Annotated in this window: 17 protein-coding genes; 11 read left to right on the top strand and 6 right to left on the bottom strand. The window is 37.7% G+C overall.

Annotated elements, in window-relative coordinates:
- Positions 1-2 precede the first annotated feature (2 nt).
- The gene (locus RM573_RS09250; protein ID WP_311580645.1) at positions 3-902 is read right to left on the bottom strand and encodes a cation diffusion facilitator family transporter; all 900 of its coding nucleotides are present in this window, start codon (positions 900-902) and stop codon (positions 3-5) included.
- A gap of 103 nt (positions 903-1,005) precedes the next feature.
- Between RM573_RS09250 and trmL the strand changes: the two genes are divergently transcribed.
- The gene (gene trmL, locus RM573_RS09255) at positions 1,006-1,470 is read left to right on the top strand and encodes a tRNA (uridine(34)/cytosine(34)/5-carboxymethylaminomethyluridine(34)-2'-O)-methyltransferase TrmL (RefSeq protein WP_311580649.1); all 465 of its coding nucleotides are present in this window, start codon (positions 1,006-1,008) and stop codon (positions 1,468-1,470) included.
- 65 nt (positions 1,471-1,535) lie between these two features.
- Here trmL and gpsA read toward each other — a convergent pair whose 3' ends face one another.
- The 4 genes from gpsA to RM573_RS09275 all read right to left on the bottom strand — a co-directional run bounded on the left by gpsA (position 1,536) and on the right by RM573_RS09275 (position 3,881).
- Entirely contained in the window at positions 1,536-2,540 is a 1,005-nt protein-coding gene (gpsA, locus tag RM573_RS09260; protein WP_311581185.1) for an NAD(P)H-dependent glycerol-3-phosphate dehydrogenase, read from the bottom strand.
- A 22-nt stretch (positions 2,541-2,562) separates the two neighbouring features.
- Positions 2,563-3,069, bottom strand: a complete 507-nt coding sequence (gene secB / locus RM573_RS09265; RefSeq protein WP_311580652.1) for a protein-export chaperone SecB — start codon at positions 3,067-3,069, stop codon at positions 2,563-2,565.
- An 89-nt stretch (positions 3,070-3,158) separates the two neighbouring features.
- The gene (gene grxC, locus RM573_RS09270; RefSeq protein WP_432280231.1) at positions 3,159-3,419 is read right to left on the bottom strand and encodes a glutaredoxin 3; all 261 of its coding nucleotides are present in this window, start codon (positions 3,417-3,419) and stop codon (positions 3,159-3,161) included.
- 33 nt (positions 3,420-3,452) lie between these two features.
- Positions 3,453-3,881, bottom strand: a complete 429-nt coding sequence (locus RM573_RS09275; protein ID WP_311580655.1) for a rhodanese-like domain-containing protein — start codon at positions 3,879-3,881, stop codon at positions 3,453-3,455.
- A 229-nt stretch (positions 3,882-4,110) separates the two neighbouring features.
- Between RM573_RS09275 and gpmM the strand changes: the two genes are divergently transcribed.
- The 5 genes from gpmM to RM573_RS09300 all read left to right on the top strand — a co-directional run bounded on the left by gpmM (position 4,111) and on the right by RM573_RS09300 (position 10,201).
- Positions 4,111-5,655: a 2,3-bisphosphoglycerate-independent phosphoglycerate mutase gene (gpmM, locus tag RM573_RS09280; RefSeq protein ID WP_311580658.1), complete on the top strand. Its 1,545-nt coding sequence runs from the start codon at positions 4,111-4,113 to the stop codon at positions 5,653-5,655.
- A 44-nt stretch (positions 5,656-5,699) separates the two neighbouring features.
- A complete protein-coding gene (locus RM573_RS09285; RefSeq protein ID WP_311580661.1) occupies positions 5,700-6,863 on the top strand; it encodes a murein hydrolase activator EnvC family protein in 1,164 nt (387 codons plus the stop codon).
- A gap of 67 nt (positions 6,864-6,930) precedes the next feature.
- Positions 6,931-7,731: a divergent polysaccharide deacetylase family protein gene (locus tag RM573_RS09290; protein WP_311580664.1), complete on the top strand. Its 801-nt coding sequence runs from the start codon at positions 6,931-6,933 to the stop codon at positions 7,729-7,731.
- 114 nt (positions 7,732-7,845) lie between these two features.
- Complete coding sequence (locus RM573_RS09295) at positions 7,846-9,192, top strand: UDP-glucose dehydrogenase family protein (RefSeq protein ID WP_311580668.1); 1,347 nt, start codon at positions 7,846-7,848, stop codon at positions 9,190-9,192.
- A 1-nt stretch (position 9,193) separates the two neighbouring features.
- A complete protein-coding gene (locus RM573_RS09300; protein ID WP_311580671.1) occupies positions 9,194-10,201 on the top strand; it encodes an NAD-dependent epimerase in 1,008 nt (335 codons plus the stop codon).
- A 116-nt stretch (positions 10,202-10,317) separates the two neighbouring features.
- Here RM573_RS09300 and RM573_RS09305 read toward each other — a convergent pair whose 3' ends face one another.
- On the bottom strand, positions 10,318-11,082 hold the full coding sequence (locus RM573_RS09305) for a S1 family peptidase (RefSeq protein ID WP_311580674.1): 765 nt from the start codon (positions 11,080-11,082) through the stop codon (positions 10,318-10,320).
- A 137-nt stretch (positions 11,083-11,219) separates the two neighbouring features.
- Here RM573_RS09305 and RM573_RS09310 point away from each other — a divergent pair, with 137 nt between their 5' ends.
- The 5 genes from RM573_RS09310 to wecB all read left to right on the top strand — a co-directional run bounded on the left by RM573_RS09310 (position 11,220) and on the right by wecB (position 17,938).
- Complete coding sequence (locus RM573_RS09310; protein ID WP_311580677.1) at positions 11,220-12,053, top strand: patatin-like phospholipase family protein; 834 nt, start codon at positions 11,220-11,222, stop codon at positions 12,051-12,053.
- 194 nt (positions 12,054-12,247) lie between these two features.
- On the top strand, positions 12,248-13,525 hold the full coding sequence (gene tviB, locus RM573_RS09315; protein ID WP_311580680.1) for a Vi polysaccharide biosynthesis UDP-N-acetylglucosamine C-6 dehydrogenase TviB: 1,278 nt from the start codon (positions 12,248-12,250) through the stop codon (positions 13,523-13,525).
- A 36-nt stretch (positions 13,526-13,561) separates the two neighbouring features.
- The gene (locus RM573_RS09320; RefSeq protein ID WP_311580685.1) at positions 13,562-14,584 is read left to right on the top strand and encodes an NAD-dependent epimerase/dehydratase family protein; all 1,023 of its coding nucleotides are present in this window, start codon (positions 13,562-13,564) and stop codon (positions 14,582-14,584) included.
- A gap of 160 nt (positions 14,585-14,744) precedes the next feature.
- Complete coding sequence (locus RM573_RS09325) at positions 14,745-15,563, top strand: PEP-CTERM/exosortase system-associated acyltransferase (RefSeq protein ID WP_311580688.1); 819 nt, start codon at positions 14,745-14,747, stop codon at positions 15,561-15,563.
- Positions 15,564-15,658: 95 nt separating this feature from the next.
- Positions 15,659-17,938 (top strand): non-hydrolyzing UDP-N-acetylglucosamine 2-epimerase, encoded by a 2,280-nt coding sequence (gene wecB / locus RM573_RS09330; RefSeq protein ID WP_311580692.1) that lies wholly within the window; start codon positions 15,659-15,661, stop codon positions 17,936-17,938.

A 17,938-nucleotide genomic window follows, 5' to 3' on the forward strand; every position in this document is an offset into this window, starting at 1 on the left:
GATCAGCCTTTAGGGTGACTCGTTACCACTGAACTTGGATCATGATGGATAAACACTTCACAAGGCGCTAATGCTTGTTCAATGTCTCGCTCTATTGTCTCACCGATACTATGAGCTGCTAACAGAGTTAAAGTATCATCCAACTCTAAATGAAATTGAATAAAACGCTGATGCCCCGCTTGGCGCGTTCGTAAATCATGTAAACCTAAAGCATTAGGATGTGCAGCAACAATCGCGTTAATTTTATTTATTTCCTCGAATGATAATTCATGATCCATTAAGTGCTGAACACTGAGCCACATTATTTTTGCAGCACCATATAATAAGTAAAGCCCCACTAACAAAGTAAAGATCCCATCTGCCCTTGGCCAATAATCTTGACTCAACAGTAAAGCAGCTAGCACGCCTAGGTTCAAAATCAGATCGGATTGGTAGTGCAAAGAGTCTGCACTAATCGCTAAAGATTGTGTTTTAGCAATGACATATTTTTGGATGAAAACTAGCACTAAAGTGAACACAATGGCGATAACACTTACCCAGACCCCCACTTGTGTTTGTACGATTGCTTTTGGAGTAATCACACGTTCAACACCATTTATCATGAGTAATGACGCAGAGCCAAGAACAAAAGCCGCTTGCACTAATCCCGCCAAACTTTCAGCCTTGCCATGACCAAACTTATGTTCTTGATCGGCCGGAGCTAATGCAAAACGTAAAATAATGACATTCATCACGGAAGCAAATAAATCTAACATTGAATCAGTAGCTGACGCTAACATAGCACTGGCATCTGTCACGAACCACGCATAAAGCTTTATGACCACTAAGATCAGTGCGGTGACCGTTGCACTTATCGCCGCCAATCGTACTAAAAAGTCATAATTTTGTTTCGATGCAGTCATACAATACTTATTTATTAAATCTTAATTTAAATGATAGCAAGACTTTTACCACAACCTAAGCTCAGGGTATAATTAAACAGCAAATTCATTATAGAGAAGACTTATGTTAGATGTGGTGCTATTTCAGCCTCAAATCCCACCCAACACGGGAAATATCATACGCTTATGTGCAAATACGGGTTTTAGGCTTCATTTAATAGAACCATTAGGTTTTGATTTTGATGATAAAAAATTACGTCGAGCGGGTTTAGACTACCATGAGTTTGCTGCAACCAAACGTCATAAAAATTTTGCCGCCTTTGTAGAAAGTGAACAACCGAAACGTATTCTTGCAATAACAACGAAAGCCACCAACTATTATGGTGATGTAAAATTCACTTCAGGTGATTATTTACTGTTCGGCTCTGAAACGGCAGGACTTCCTGAAGATGTGAGACAACAAATTCCTGATCAAGATAAAATTCGTATCCCGATGATAAAAGATAGCCGCAGTATGAATTTATCAAACGCCACGTCTGTGATTATTTATGAAGCATGGCGACAACTGGGTTTTGAAAATTCCGTTTGATAAGCAAAGAGCAAACAATAACGAGAAAAGCTGGAATTGGTTATAAACTATTTTACGAGGCAATATTATTCGTAAGTGCGTTCTCGCGAAAGTAAATCTGAAGCGGCTAATTTTGCATTTTTTCCACAGTACAATACTTGGTAAACTTGTTCGACGATTGGCATCTCAACATTCATGCGCTCAGCAAGCATATACACTTCTTTGGTATTGCGATAACCTTCAACTACTTGACCAATATCTTCCATCGCTTGTTCAACACTGGTTCCTTGACCTAATGCTAAGCCAAAACGACGATTACGAGATTGATTGTCGGTACAGGTCAATACTAAGTCACCTAAACCTGCCATCCCCATAAAAGTGGTGGGTTGCGCATTAAGTGCCTCGCCTAAACGAGTCATTTCCACTAAACCGCGAGTGATCAAGGCGGTTCGAGCATTCGCACCAAAACCTATGCCATCAGCCATGCCTGCGCCAATAGCTATAACATTTTTAACTGCGCCGCCTAATTGCACGCCAATAAAGTCGTTATTGGAATATACGCGAAATGTTTTTTCGCAATGCAGTAAATCGGATAATTCAGCAACAAAAGCATCATCGGTAGATGATAAGGAAATTGCGGTCGGCAAACCTGTGGCCATCTCCTTTGCAAACGTAGGACCGGAAAGCACAGCTAGTGAAATTTCATCACCAAGAATTTTTCGCGCAACGTCTTGCAATAAATTACCTGTTTGCGGATCTAAACCTTTTGTTGCCCAAGCAATTTTTGCACTCGCACGTAGATAAGGTTTGATTTGCTTTAGCATGTCACCAAAGACATGGCTCGGCACCACTACTAAAACATTGTCGCTTGCTTGAATGGTCGCTGCTAAATCATTTGATAAAGATAATGATTCAGGAAATTTACTACCGGGTAAATATTTTTCATTACTGCGTGAAGCAGCCATATTACTAATATGTTGAGGATCTCTCCCCCACAATAAAGTTTCATGACCATTGCGCGCAAAGCATATAGCTAGGGCTGTTCCGTACGAACCAGCCCCTATTACACTAATTTTAGCTGAACTTTTCACGGCTAAATATTGCTCGCACTTATTAGTGCGTTTCTGCACTTGCTGGTGCTTGAGCAGCTTGCTCTTTCGCTTTTTGTACGTAGGAAGCAAATAAAGCGTCAAAATTTACAGGTGCTAAATTAATTTGTGGGAAAGAACCACGATTCACTAAATTTGCCACTGACTCTCGTGCATACGGGAATAAAGTAGTTGGGCAGAATGCTCCAATAGTATGAGCTAATTGTGCTTCTGGTAAATTACCAATAGTGAAAATACCCGCTTGTTGAACTTCCGCTAAAAAAGCGGTTTGTCCTTCAACTGTCGCCGTTACTGTTAACGCTAAAATCACTTCATAAGTGTCATCTGATAACTTTGCAGAACGCGTATCTAAATCTAATTGTAATTCAGGCTTCCATTCTTTTTGAAAAATAGCAGGAGAATTTGGTGTTTCAAAAGAAATATCTTTCGTGTAAACACGTTGAATAGCAAATTGTGGTGCTTCTTGTTTTTGCTCTGTTGCGCCTTCGTTTGTTTGGATTTCGTCAGCCATGAGTGTACTTCCTATGCTTCATGCAATCTGCATGTTTAAAAATTAATAAAAAAGTAAAAAACTTGTTATTTTTACTTTGCTTAAGTTGTTTATACTTCACCTTGCAATAAAGTATCTAATTTGTTTTGAGCGTGTAACGCATATAATTCATCACAACCACCCACATGGTGATCGTGAATAAAAATTTGTGGAACGGTAAATGCGCCTTGACTGCGTTGGATCATTTGTTCTCTTAATTGCGCATCATTATCAATTTTTATTTCTGTGTAGTTCACTTGTTTATGATCGAGAAGCATTTTTGCTCTCATACAAAAACCACAAGTTACTTTAGTATAAATTTCAACTGCCATGATAAACCTTAAAATTAAGAGACCTTACGTTATTTACTTTTTAACAACCGGTAAACCTGCACCCGTCCATGCGTTCAAACCACCTTTAAGCAAACTCGCTTTAGTAAAGCCTGCTTTTAAAAGTTGATCGGCCGCTTTACTTGCAGTAATCCCAGCTGCGCATACAACAATAATGGGTTTATCTTTATATTTTTCAAGGGCCGAAAAATCATTATTCTTTAGTTTTTCAGCACTAATATGTTTCGAATCGATGATATGACTGTTTTTAAAATCTTTCTCAGCACGAATATCTAAAACAATGCCGTTGTCACGATTCATAGTAAAAGTGACCTCCTGCGGACTTAATTGTTTGATAGGTGACATTTTAATACGAATAGTTGTCACGATAATCGCTATAAAGATACCCACCCAAGCAGCACTTAACATCGGGTGACTTGCTAAAAATGAACTGAATTGTTCCATAAATGATCTAATATTTATCTACAAAAAATTTCTCGACAGTATACAGATTACTGGCATTTTTTATAGCGTAAAAACGACATTTTTATCAATTTACAGTTAATTATTGTTTAACTCTCGATATGCAATAGAACAATTTTGTCTAGAGCAGTTAGAGAAATTCCCATTTCACATTGATATAATAAACGGAATCTATTATCTAATTTTCATTTATTTGAACTTCGGGAACAGTATGTCGAACAAAAAATCTACCGTACTTATCATTCTAGATGGCTGGGGCTATCGTGAAAATGAACAGTCTAATGCTATTTTTCATGCCAAAACCCCTGTTATTGATAACTTAATGGCTAATTACCCTAACATGCTTATTCAAACATCAGGCATGGCAGTTGGTTTGCCTGACGGTCAAATGGGTAACTCTGAAGTCGGCCATGTGAATTTAGGTGCGGGACGCATTGTTTATCAAGACTTTACCCGAATCACAAAAGCCATTGACGATAATGAATTTCAACAAACTCCAGCGCTTTGTCAGGCGGTCGATAAAGCCGTAGCCAATAATAATGCGGTGCATATATGCGGCTTAATGTCGCCAGGTGGAGTGCATAGTCATGAAGATCATATACTTGCCATGATCGACTTAGCTAAAGAACGTGGTGCAGAGAAAATATATTTACACGCCTTTTTAGATGGTCGAGATACGCCACCAAGAAGTGCCAAAGCCTCCTTAGAAAAAGCCCAAGATAAATTTGCTGAAATAGGCAGTGGTCAAATTGCTTCTATTATTGGCCGATATTTTGCCATGGATAGAGATCAACGTTGGGATCGCGTAGAAACTTCTTATAATTTAATGACTCAAGGTAAAGGCGAATATCAATTCTCAAACGCCGTTGAAGCTTTAGAAGCTGCTTATCAACGTGATGAAAATGACGAATTTGTTAAAGCGAGTGCTATTACCAATCCACAAGGGGAAGTCATTGGCATTAACGACGGCGACAGCGTAATTTTTATGAATTTCAGAGCAGACCGTGCTCGTCAGTTTACTCGCTCATTTGTTGATACTGATTTTGACGGATTTTCTCGTCAAAAAACGCCAAAACTTGCTGACTTTGTTATGTTGACACAATACGCGGCGGACATTAACACGAGTTGCGCCTTTCCGCCGGCACCATTAAATAATGTTTTAGGCGAGTGGTTAGAAAAACACAACAAAACTCAATTACGAATTTCTGAAACTGAAAAATATGCGCATGTCACTTTCTTTTTCAGTGGTGGTAAAGAAGACACTTTCAAAGGAGAAGAACGCATTTTGATTCCTTCTCCACAAGTGGCGACATATGATTTACAGCCAGAAATGAATTCGACTTTACTGACAGATAAACTCGTTGAAGCCATAGAAAGTGGTGAGCACGATTTTATCGTTTGTAATTATCCTAATGGTGATATGGTTGGTCATACCGGTAAATTTGACGCTGCGGTAAAAGCCTGTGAAGCAGTAGATAGCAGTATTGGTCGGGTATTAAAAGTGCTTGAAAAAACCGGGAGTGAATGTTTAATTACTGCCGATCATGGTAATGCTGAGCAAATGGTAGATAACTCGTCTGGCCAAGCACACACGGCGCATACTTGTGAACCTGTACCTTTAATTTATGTAGGCAGAAAAGCCACGCCAGCATCAACGGGAGCACTGAGTGATATTTCACCAACCATTTTAAATTTAATGGCGATGGAACAACCCGAAGAAATGACTGGTACTAATTTGATGGAGCTTGATTCATAATAATATCGAATTCACTTAATTTTAATAAAAGTCTTTCGATAAAAATGAATATGCTACATAACCGTTATAAATTTTCAGCACGTGTCACATGCGGTCTCGTGCTGTTTTTATGCCTGTTATTCATAGAAAGCAGCAACCAAAAAGCTTACGCCCAACAAAGCACAAATGAGAAACTCTCTGACGTTAAAAGCGCCATCAGCAAACAAAAAACAACCATTAAACAAGTGGGTAGCAAAAAGCAAAAACTCTTAACACAACTAAAAAATGATGATCTCGCCATTGCAAAAATCGTCAAAGCACTTAATAAAACTCATGCTTCACTCAAACAAACAAAAAAACGGTTAAACGAATTAGTTAAAGAAAAGAGCCAAATAATTCAAGCAAAAAAACAACAAGAAGCGGTACTGGCAAAACAATTACGTACAGCATACTCAACTGGTCATCATGATTATTTAAAGTTGTTGTTGAACCAACAAGATCCGGGCAGTGTTCAACGAAATCTGACTTATTACCAGTATTTAAATAAAGCCCGCATCAATGAAATTGATCAATACAAGCAAACCATTGCTCAATTAATTGAAATTACTAACCAGCAACAGCAACAAGCTGCACAGCTGCAATCACTAGAAAGCACACAGAATCAACAAAAGCTTGCTTTAGAGAAAAACAAAAAGCAACGCAAAGCAACCGTTGCACAACTTAATAAAGCATTATTAACCTCAAAACAAAAACTGGCGAAACTCGAACAAGAAGAAGCCGATTTAGTATCAGCTTTAGCAAGAATGGCGGAGTTAAGTAAACAAGAAATTGATTTAAACGGCTTAAGTAAATTAAAGCGCAAATTATCTTGGCCGGTAAAAGGTAAAATCAATCGAAGCTTTGGCTCAAGAAAGCAAGATTATCTTAAATGGAAAGGTGTGTTATTGGCTGCGCCATTAGGCAGACAAGTGAAAACCATTCATAACGGTACGGTGTTATTTGCCGATTGGTTAAAAGGTTATGGTTTAGTCACCGTCATTGATCATGGCGAAGGCTATATGAGTTTATATGGTCATAACCAAGCCTTATTAAAATCAGTAGGAGAACGTGTTGAAACGGGTGAGCCTATTGCTCTTGTGGGACAAAGTGGTGGCCAATCACAATCAGCGCTATATTTTGAAATCCGACACAACGGCCAAGCGGTTAACCCTAAACTCTGGTGTCGCTAATTGAAAATTGTCGCTAAACACCCACTGTCGGATCTTTTTACACTGCTTTATAACGCTAAAGCTCGATTTGAAAAAACTTACCTGTTACTCTGAACACAAGAAAACTATTGTCATATTAATTGTGCGTTATATATTCCCCCTACTTTTATTATTGTTCACGAATGTCGCTTTTGCTCAACAAGCAAAAGTTGCCATAATAATTGACGATATTGGCTATCGTAAAACAGATAATGCTAGTTTAAATTTGCCCGGCGCCGTCACTTATGCGATTTTGCCTCATACTCCATTTGGCAAAAAATTAGCCGAGTTAGCCAATGCGAAGCATAAAGATGTGATCTTGCATATTCCGATGGAAGCTGAAAACGGTAAAACCCTAGGACCGGGAGCACTAACGGTTGAAATGGATGAAGCATCAATTAGAAGTAGTTTGGCTGACTCATTCGCTGAAATTCCTTTTGCGATAGGCATCAATAATCATATGGGTAGCAAATTAACCAAGTTATATTCTCCGATGGCTTGGACAATGAGATTCCTAAAAGACAATGGGTTGATTTTTATTGATAGTGTGACAACTGAGAATAGCAAGGCAAGGAAGTTAGCCCGTCATTTTGGTGTACCAAATTTAAGTCGACACTTGTTTCTTGATAATGAACTTAGCCAAGCATATATCAGTGGTCAATTTGCACAGTTAATTAATCAAGCAAAAAAATACAAACGAGTGGTTGCCATTGCGCATCCACACCCGGAAACTATGACGGCATTACAATATTTAATTCCCCAACTTGCCGAACATGATATTCAACTAGTAGGTATATCAAAATTATTGCCTCAATTTTCTGCTGATAATAAGCAATTAATCTCCGAATAACCAAATTATTTATAGCGTTATTGGAAAGCAATAAACCTTTCAATGCTTTGTTATTGAGAGCAAAGTCAATTAAAATTAATATAATGCATATAGAAGCAATTTTTTAGGGAAATTATGAAAGTTACCGTATTCGGAATAGGTTATGTCGGTCTTGTACAAGCCGCTGTTTTAGCCTCAGTTGGTCATGATGTGATGTGTGTGGATATTGATGAGCAGAAAATTGACAACCTAAAAAAAGGCATCATTCCAATTTATGAGCCAGGATTAACACCACTGGTTGAAGAAACTTATCAGAATGGCTTATTAAACTTTACCACTGACGCTGCAAAAGGTGTCTCACACGGTACTATTCAATTTATTGCTGTAGGTACTCCGCCTGACGAAGATGGCTCTGCGGATCTAAAATATGTTTTAGCCGTTGCCGAAACCATCGCCACTTATATGACAGATGAAAAAATTGTCATTGATAAATCAACCGTTCCGGTTGGCACTGCAGATAAAGTAGCCGCGAAAATAGCGGAAGTTTTAGCGAAAAGAAAACAGAGTATCCCTTACGATGTGGTTTCAAATCCTGAATTCTTAAAAGAAGGCGCTGCAGTTAGCGATTGTATGAAACCTGACCGTATTGTCGTTGGTACAGAAAATGAAAAATCTCGTGTCGCGATGCGTGAACTCTATGCGCCCTTTAATCGCAATCATGATCGTATGATATTTATGGATGTCAGATCGGCTGAATTAACCAAATATGCTGCAAATTGTATGCTGGCGACAAAAATTTCGTTCATGAACGAAATGTCTAACCTTGCAGAATTACTTGGCGCTGATATCGAAGCAGTTCGCCACGGCATTGGTTCTGATTCTCGCATTGGTTATCAATTTATTTATCCTGGTTGTGGCTATGGTGGTTCTTGTTTCCCTAAAGACGTCCAGGCACTCGTGCGCACAGCTAATGAAATTAATTACAAACCGGCACTTTTAGAAGCAGTAGAATCAGTAAACTATGCACAAAAACAAAAACTATTTACTCACCTGAGTAATCATTTTAAGGGCGACCTTGCCGGAAAAACTATCGCAATTTGGGGCTTATCATTTAAACCACAAACCGATGATATGCGCGAAGCTTCTTCAATCGTATTAATGAAAGCCTTATGGCAAGCTGGAGCAATTGTACAAGCATATGACCCAGAAGCGATGGAAGAATGTCAGCGAATCTTTAATGATAACGACAATTTAGCCTTAATGGGCACCAAAGAGTCCGCCTTAAAAGGCGCTGATGCCTTAGTGGTCTGTACCGAATGGAGTCAATTTAGAGCTCCAGATTTTGATCTTATTGGCAACGCTTTAACCACTAAAGTGATTGTTGATGGCCGTAACTTATATGATCCACAGTTATTAAATGAACGCGGCTTTGCTTATTACGCAATAGGACGTGGCGATAGTGTCAAAAAGGTCAACGCATAAAATGAAATACTTAGTCACTGGAGCAGCCGGTTTTATTGGATTTCATGTCACGCAAAAATTATGTGCTCAAGGCCACCAAGTTGTCGGTATCGATAATCTCAACGATTATTATGATGTCTCTCTTAAGCATGCACGCTTAAAAGAGCTCGCTCCTTTTGATTCGTTCCGTTTTATCCAATTAGACCTTGCAGATCGCGAAGGCATTGCAACGTTATTTGCTCAAGAAAAATTTGATCGAGTAATACACTTGGCCGCGCAAGCAGGCGTTCGCTATTCAATCGATAACCCAATGGCTTATGCAGATTCAAATTTGATTGGTCATTTAACGATCTTGGAAGGTTGTCGTCATAACAATGTTGAACATCTGGTGTATGCCTCTTCAAGTTCTGTTTATGGTTTAAACAATAAAACCCCATTTTCAACCTCAGACAGTATCGACCACCCTATTTCATTATATGCCGCAACGAAAAAATCCAATGAGTTAATGTCGCATACATACTCTCATTTATACGATATTCCTACTACTGGATTGAGATTTTTTACGGTTTATGGTCCTTGGGGCCGTCCAGATATGGCGCTGTTTAAGTTTACCAAGGCTATCGTTGAAGGAAACCCTATCGATATTTACAATCATGGCGATATGCAAAGAGACTTTACTTATATTGACGATATTGTGGAAGGAATTTTAAGAATACAAGCCATTGTTCCAGAAAAAAATGCCGATTGGAGTGTCGAAACAGGATCAGCATCGATGAGCTCAGCACCTTATAAAGTGTTTAATATCGGCAATGGAAACCCGGTAAAATTGCTCGATTTTGTTGAATCACTTGAAACGTCTTTAGGCATGAAGGCACAAAAGAATTTTATGCCGATGCAAGCCGGCGATGTATATCAAACGTATGCCGACGTTGAAGATTTATATCAAATAGCTAATTATAAACCTTCTGTTTCAGTACCCGACGGTGTCAGTCACTTTGTAGATTGGTATAAAGACTTTTACAACGTCTAAAGTCATTATTTAAAATAATGATAAGTGGATTTAAGCTGATTAACTTCAGCTTAAATCTATATTTTCATTTCTAGTATAATCATCATAATACCAGCCATTACTGCTAATAATTAATATTACTCATAGTTGATATTATTTTTCTCTAATAACTCAATGACATGGTTGACTGGAATAGCATAAGTGATACCACTTGGGTTGCTAATAACCCCTTCTTTGCTCTGCTGAACAAATACTTTATTGATCACGCCAATCACTTTACCTGTTTCAATTTCATATAACGCACTACCACTATTACCTGGATAAGCCGTAGCATCTAATTGATAAACTAAATAAGGATCACGTAACCGCTTTAACATGGCAATATTAATATTGCCTGCATTATCAACCGGTGTGATAGTGGGTGAAACGCTAGCAATAATCCCTCGATGCGTAACCGGATACAATCCCAGAACTGCGCCAATTGGAAAACCAGTGAAAGCAACATAACTACCTTCTGGAACTAAAGATTCACTGGCTAATTGCATTGCAGGCAAAGGTTTACCTTCAATTTTTAAAATAGCTAAATCGTATCTTTTTGACGAATCTAATAATGTTGCTTTACGAACGCTGGCATGATCCCCTGAGCCAACGAATACCACCACAGATTGTAATAAGTTATCATCTAACACTTCAGGTACAACATGATGATTTGTCACAACATATTGACCATTTCCCACGACAAACCCCGACCCCTGTAGTTTGTTTCTCGGTTTGCCTGTCGGCGTATATACACCAATGCCAACAACCGAAGGTTTAATTTTCGCAATTGTTTCAATTAATTGTGCAGAAAGTGCAGAGCAAGAAATACCAACACTGAACAAAATAACTAAGAACCTAAACATTAGTGCGTCCTCAAAATAAAAGGTAACAGGTAAAAGATTTATTTAAAAATTCGCATAAATAGAATTATCTATCATAATTACAATAAGTTAATTAAGCCTTTTATCTATCAAAAGCATTTTACACTTTCGGATAGTACATGAATAAACAGAAAATTGTCCCTATTTTCGCTGGTGGTGGCACTCGTTTACCCGCTCATGCAGGAATTTTACAAGCGCTAGGCGAATTTGATGTTGAATTTGACGATATCGTTGGTGTATCCGGCGGTAGTATTATTGCAAGCCTTTTTGCTTCAGGGTTAACTCTGCCAGAGGTTAAGCATATCGCGCTAAATACTGACTATAACCAGTTTCGAGAATTTTCTTTAATCAAATTAATTCGAAACGGGGGTTTAAGCTCGGGAGATGTTTTTGAGCGTTGGGTGGACCGTTTATTAGAAGGAAAAACATTTAAAGAGATGGATTACAACTTACATGTTGTTGCCACCGATGTCGCTCATGGAAAACCCGTTATTTTTAATAAAAAAAATACCCCCGATTTAAAAGTCTCACTTGCTGTGCGGTTTTCCATGTCAATTCCTTTAGTATTTAGCTTTAAGAAGTTTGGTAAACATTTAATGGTTGATGGCAGTATTTTATCTGAAGACGCTTTGCACCGTGATTGGGCTGAAGATGGTACGCCTGTAATTTGTTTTCGACTAAAAGGAGATTACGAATACGATGAAATAAAAATAAAAGGTATGTTTCCTATCGTTCAATATATTAGTTTACTGATCCGAACCTTTATGACGACAATTTCAAGAGAATATATCAATGATGCTTTTTGGCATAATACTGTTGTTGTCAATACAGGTCTTTCCTCCGCGGTGGACTTTACCATGAACCCAGCACAAAAAGAGGCACTGTATTTTAAAGGTTACCATACCGCTAATAAAATATTACCAATGAAAGTAAAAGCATTATCGACAAACTAAGCTTTGATCAGCCATTGATTTCCCCCTCGACTTTTACCAAGAGAGTTAAACCTTAAAGCTAAAAATCTATTAGTAGTTATATCTAGTTAATTTTCTGTATTATCGATACAATAAAAGTGATGTTAGTATTTTGAATAGTCGAAAAATTAGCGAAACAAGAATAGTTTAACTAAAAATTGATTTAGGATTAGGTTATGGGACAGTTAGTAAGTGCAAAGGTTGCAGTGATTGGTCTTGGGTATGTAGGATTGCCATTAGCAGTTGAGTTTGGTAAAAAATTTCAAACTATTGGTTTTGATATCAACAAACCAAGAGTTACAGAACTTAATGAAGGTTTTGATCGCACCTTAGAAGTTGATTCTGCTGAACTCAGTGAAGCTACTTTTCTAAGTTGTTCAAGCGAACCTGCTGACATCACAGGTTGTGATTATTATATTGTGACCGTTCCTACGCCTATCGATGAACATAAACAACCTGATTTAACACCACTAAAAAAAGCGTCAGAATTACTCGGCAAAGTAATCACTCAAAATTCTATCGTCATTTACGAATCGACCGTTTACCCTGGTGCAACCGAAGAAGCTTGTGTTCCTATTTTAGAACAAGTTTCAGGGCTAACATTTAACCAAGATTTTTTCGTCGGTTATTCTCCTGAACGAATAAATCCTGGTGATAAAACCCATCGATTACCAACCATTTTAAAAGTGACTTCTGGGTCAACTCCTGAAATTGCAGAAAAAGTAGATGCACTATATCGCTCAATCATTACAGCGGGAACTTATAAAGCATCCTCAATCAAAGTGGCTGAAGCTGCAAAAGTAATCGAAAATACCCAACGCGATGTCAATATTGCCCTCATCAATGAGCTTTCAATCATTTTTAATCGCCTGAATATTGATACCATTGAAGTATTAGAAGCAGCCGGAACCAAATGGAACTTTTTGCCATTCCGTCCAGGTTTAGTTGGCGGTCACTGTATTGGTGTAGATCCCTATTACCTAACACATAAAGCACAATCGGTTGGTTATCATCCTGAAATGATTTTAGCTGGCCGTCGCTTAAATGACGGTATGGGTCAATATGTCGTCTCGCAACTCGTAAAAGGCATGTTGCAAAAACGTATCCAAGTTGATCAAGCAAACGTATTAGTAATGGGGTTAACTTTTAAAGAAAATTGTCCTGATTTACGAAACACTAAAGTCATAGATATTGTTCATGAATTAAAAGAATACAATGTCAATGTCGATATTGTTGACCCGCTATGCGCTAGCGAAGAAGCCATGTATGAATATGGTGTTTCACTTATTGCTGAACCCAAAAACAACCATTACGATGCTATCATTTTAGCGGTTGCCCACGATCAATTTAAAGCCTTAGGCATAGATGCTATAAAAGCTTATGGTAAAGATAGCCATGTTTTATATGATTTAAAATGCGTACTTGATAAAAACAATGTCGATATGCGTTTATAGTGGATCGATACCACATAAAAATTACAGGAAGATCTCGTGTCAAAATTTGAACAAGTAAAAACAGAGTTAATTAATACCCCAAAAACATGGTTAGTAACGGGCGTTGCTGGCTTTATTGGTTCTAACCTATTAGAAATGTTGTTGAAACTCAATCAAACTGTCATTGGTTTAGACAACTTTGCCACTGGCTATCAAAAAAACCTTGATGAAGTTAAAAGTTTGGTTACAGAAAACCAGTGGCAGACATTTAGCTTTATTGAAGGTGATATTCGCGATTTTGATACTTGTATAAAAGCAAGCAAGGATGTTGATTATGTGTTACATCAAGCCGCATTAGGTTCAGTACCACGGTCAATTGCAGATCCAATCACAACTAACTCAGCAAACATCACTGGTTTTTTAAATATGCTTGAAGCCGCTAAGCAAAACAATGTTGCAAGTTTTGTTTATGCCGCCAGTAGTTCAACTTATGGCGATCATCCCGCACTACCAAAAGTAGAAGAAAATATTGGCAACCCGTTATCACCTTATGCAGTGACTAAATATGTGAATGAATTATATGCCGATGTGTATTCAAGAACTTATGGTTTTAAATGTATAGGGTTACGTTACTTCAATGTCTTCGGTCGTCGTCAAGATCCAGATGGAGCTTATGCAGCAGTTATCCCCAAGTGGACTGCAGCTATGATCAAAGGTGAACAAGTCTTTATAAATGGCGACGGTTTAACAAGTCGAGATTTTTGCTATATCGAAAACACAGTACAAATGAATATTTTAGCTGCAACAGCACAAGACGATGCAAAAGCGCACGTTTATAACGTGGCAGTTGGTGATAGAACCACACTTAATGATTTATTTAGTTCAATTAAATCGGCTTTAATCGCAAGTGATGTCAATGTTGAACAAGATGCTGAATATCGAGATTTTCGTGCCGGTGATGTCCGTCATTCTCAAGCCGATGTTTCAAAAGCGATAAAGAATTTAGGTTATTCGCCTAGTCACCGAATTCAAGACGGAATATCTGAAGCTATGCCTTGGTATTTGAAAAATGTAAATTAATCATTCATAAAAATACTTTCGTTTTATAAAAAAAATAAAATAAAACTATCCTATACTTTAACTAAACAATATATTCTACATTAATATTTCTTGTTTAGAATCATAATTATATAGAATGGATTCATAGAAATTTAATTGATTAATTTTAAGAGTTATAAATATGGGCTGGACAAAAAAATTACTGAATACTCCAATGGTTGGTGATGTCACTAAGAAATTGGTGTCGATGAAAGTAAATCACGACGCTAAAAGCATTGCCGAGCATTTTACTAAGTTTTTACAGCCGGAAGTAGCAACTACCCAAGCACTAAAAGATGAAGTATTTAAAATTCGTCACAATGTGTATTGCGAAGAATTAGCGTTCGAAGAAATTAAAGAGGAAGGGAAAGAAAAGGATGAGTTTGATGATCAATCCATTTTTACCATGATTAAACACAAACCATCGAATGTATACACTAGCTGTGTCAGAGTAGTAAGGGCACAAAATAAAAACGAATTATTACCGATTGAAAAGTATTGTTTAGCATCCATCCAAGATGAATCACTACATCCTAAAAACTTTAAACGCAACGAAATTTGCGAGATATCTCGATTAGCCGTTAAGTCAGATTTTCGTCGTCGTGCAACAGATAATTTTAAAGGTTCTGCCGTCGGTGCAATCAGTGAAGTTACCTACTCAGAAACTGAATTACGTTGTTTTCCTTTTATTGCTATCGGTTTATATATGGCCGCAGCCACCATGGCTATTAATACAGGAATTAATCATGTCTATGTAATGATGGAGCCACGATTAGCAAGAAGTATGAAATTTGTTGGCATTAAATTTATCCAAATTGGCGATGCGATTGAGTATCATGGCAAAAGAGCGCCCTATTATATTAATCCCAATATATTTTTAGAAAATCTTACCCCAGGTTTCTCTGCACTTTATCTTTCTATACGGGAAGATATTTGTAAACAACTCCCCAAGAGCAATTAAAATATAGCACTGCAATTGTTTCATGAACAAATAACCGTTTATAATAAAATATCTGTATTAAATCTACTTTGCTTAATATGTACAAAGGAAAATGAATGAAAATTGGAATCATTGTCGGCACGCGCCCTGAAATAATAAAAATGGCGCCCGTAATAAGGGAATGTGATAAAAGAAAAATCGACTATTTTATCATTCATTCTAATCAACATTACTCTAAAGAGATGGACAGCATTTTCTTTGAAGAGTTACAACTTCCCACACCACATTATAACCTAGGTGTAGGCTCTGGCTTACACAGTAATCAAACAGGTAATATTCTGATAAAAATGGAGCCTATTTTATTAGAAGAAAAACCTAACGTTGTATTAGTTCAAGGCGATACAAATACAGTTTTAGCCGGTGCTTTAGCTGCATCGAAATTAAACATTAAAGTCGGTCATATTGAAGCTGGTTTACGTAGTTATGATAAAACAATGCCGGAAGAAACAAACCGAATAATGACAGATCATATTAGTGAATATTTATTCGCCGTTGGTCCAAATCAAGAACGTATCTTAAAAGCTGAAGGCATTGATTCTTCAAAAATTCATACAGTGGGCAATACAGTTTCAGACTCGTTGTTCCAACATTTAGAGATTTCCGCACAAAAAAGTCAAATACTGTCCGAGTTAAACCTAACAGCAGGTGAATACTTTCTTGTAACGGCACATCGTGCATCAAATGTTGATATTGCATCAAATTTATTAGAGTTATTGAATTTATTTGAGCAAATGCATCAAAACTATACAGGTACTATCGTTTGGCCAATTCACCCTAGAACACAGTCTAAATTAAAAGAATTTAATATTGAACTGCCTAGATATTTACAGTTAATTCCACCGGTTGGCTATCTCGATTTTATTCAATTGCAAAAGCATGCCAAATTAATTTTAACTGACTCAGGCGGCATCCAAGAAGAAGCCTGTTTACTGGGTGTGCCAAGTTTAACATTACGTGAAAATACTGAACGCCCTGAAGCGGTGGAGGCTGGAGCCAGTGAACTTGTTGGTCGTAATGCAGATAAAGCCGTTGCAGCAGCTAAACAATGGTTAAGCAAAGACAGTTATTCATGGGTAAATCCATTTGGTGATGGTCACGTTGCTGAATACATTTTAGATATCATTGAAGGCAAAAATAAACCAGCTGAAATAACGCAAATCATTGCTAAAAACGAAACGATTGCAGTAATCGGCATGGGTTATATGGGGTTACCTATTGCTAGTTTATTAGCGCAGGCCGGTTATTCCGTCACTGGCGTAGATCTAAACCAAGCTAAAGTCGACAGTATTAATAACGCGAATTGTCCTTTTGATGAAATTGGCTTACCAGAGTTAATTAATAATGTTGTTACACAAGGTTTTTTAAAGGCCTCTATCGATATTCCATCAAGTGATACTTACCTAGTGGCGGTGCCAACTCCCCACAAAGACAACCGTTGTGATCGGAGCTATGTGTTCGCCGCTGCCGATGCTATTGCGAAAGTAGCAAAAGACGGTCAAACGGTGATAATAGAATCGACGATATCTCCGCAAACAAGTTTAGCAGTAGCAAAACGTTTTCAAGCATTAAACTTAAAGATTGATGTAGTACATTGTCCAGAACGTGCAATCCCAGGCCAAACCTTGCATGAGCTAGTTAATAATGACCGAATTATCGGTGCTTCAAACGAGTTAGCTCAACAGAAAGTCAAAACAATTTACCAGAGCTTCGTCAATGGGGAAGTGTTCTTAACAGACTTAACCACTGCAGAATGCATTAAATTGGTTGAAAACACTTCTCGTGATGTGGGTATCGCTTTTGCGAACGAATTAGCAGAAATTTGTGAAGAACTTAATGTAGATGTTTATGAAGTGATTAAACTTGCCAATAAACATCCTCGTGTAAATGTATTAACCCCAGGACCAGGCGTAGGTGGTCACTGTATTCCAATTGACCCATGGTTCTTAGTTGAAAATACTCAAAACGGTGATTTAGTTAGATTATCTAGAAGTATCAATGATAAACGCCCACTAAATATAGCGATTAAAGTAGATGAGATAGCAAAAACACAAGGCGTGATAAAAATTGGTTTACTTGGTGTGGCTTATAAACCTAATGTCGACGATTGTCGAGAAACGCCTGCAGAGCCAATATATCAAGCACTAAAACACTTAGGGTATGATATCTGCTATCACGATCCTCATGTTGCACAGTGGGATTGTCCTCGTGTTAATACCCTAGAAGAAATGGATAACTGGGCTGACTATCAAGTATTAATTACTGCACATAATGAATATAAAGATATTCAACCAAACAGTACATTATTCGATGCTTGTGGATTATTAAAATCACAATGA

Source organism: Thalassotalea castellviae (assembly GCF_031846185.1).
GTDB classification, from domain to species: Bacteria; Pseudomonadota; Gammaproteobacteria; order Enterobacterales; family Alteromonadaceae; genus Thalassotalea_H; species Thalassotalea_H castellviae.

Bases quoted from the DNA above. Each gene is read 5' to 3' on its own strand.
- RM573_RS09250 (WP_311580645.1), bottom strand. From the start codon at position 902: ATGACTGCATCGAAACAAAATTATGACTTTTTAGTACGATTGGCGGCG.
- trmL (WP_311580649.1), top strand. From the start codon at position 1,006: ATGTTAGATGTGGTGCTATTTCAGCCTCAAATCCCACCCAACACGGGA.
- secB (WP_311580652.1), bottom strand. From the start codon at position 3,069: ATGGCTGACGAAATCCAAACAAACGAAGGCGCAACAGAGCAAAAACAA.
- grxC (WP_432280231.1), bottom strand. From the start codon at position 3,419: ATGGCAGTTGAAATTTATACTAAAGTAACTTGTGGTTTTTGTATGAGA.
- RM573_RS09275 (WP_311580655.1), bottom strand. From the start codon at position 3,881: ATGGAACAATTCAGTTCATTTTTAGCAAGTCACCCGATGTTAAGTGCT.
- gpmM (WP_311580658.1), top strand. From the start codon at position 4,111: ATGTCGAACAAAAAATCTACCGTACTTATCATTCTAGATGGCTGGGGC.
- RM573_RS09285 (WP_311580661.1), top strand. From the start codon at position 5,700: ATGAATATGCTACATAACCGTTATAAATTTTCAGCACGTGTCACATGC.
- RM573_RS09295 (WP_311580668.1), top strand. From the start codon at position 7,846: ATGAAAGTTACCGTATTCGGAATAGGTTATGTCGGTCTTGTACAAGCC.
- RM573_RS09300 (WP_311580671.1), top strand. From the start codon at position 9,194: ATGAAATACTTAGTCACTGGAGCAGCCGGTTTTATTGGATTTCATGTC.
- RM573_RS09305 (WP_311580674.1), bottom strand. From the start codon at position 11,082: ATGTTTAGGTTCTTAGTTATTTTGTTCAGTGTTGGTATTTCTTGCTCT.
- RM573_RS09310 (WP_311580677.1), top strand. From the start codon at position 11,220: ATGAATAAACAGAAAATTGTCCCTATTTTCGCTGGTGGTGGCACTCGT.
- tviB (WP_311580680.1), top strand. From the start codon at position 12,248: ATGGGACAGTTAGTAAGTGCAAAGGTTGCAGTGATTGGTCTTGGGTAT.
- RM573_RS09325 (WP_311580688.1), top strand. From the start codon at position 14,745: ATGGGCTGGACAAAAAAATTACTGAATACTCCAATGGTTGGTGATGTC.
- wecB (WP_311580692.1), top strand. From the start codon at position 15,659: ATGAAAATTGGAATCATTGTCGGCACGCGCCCTGAAATAATAAAAATG.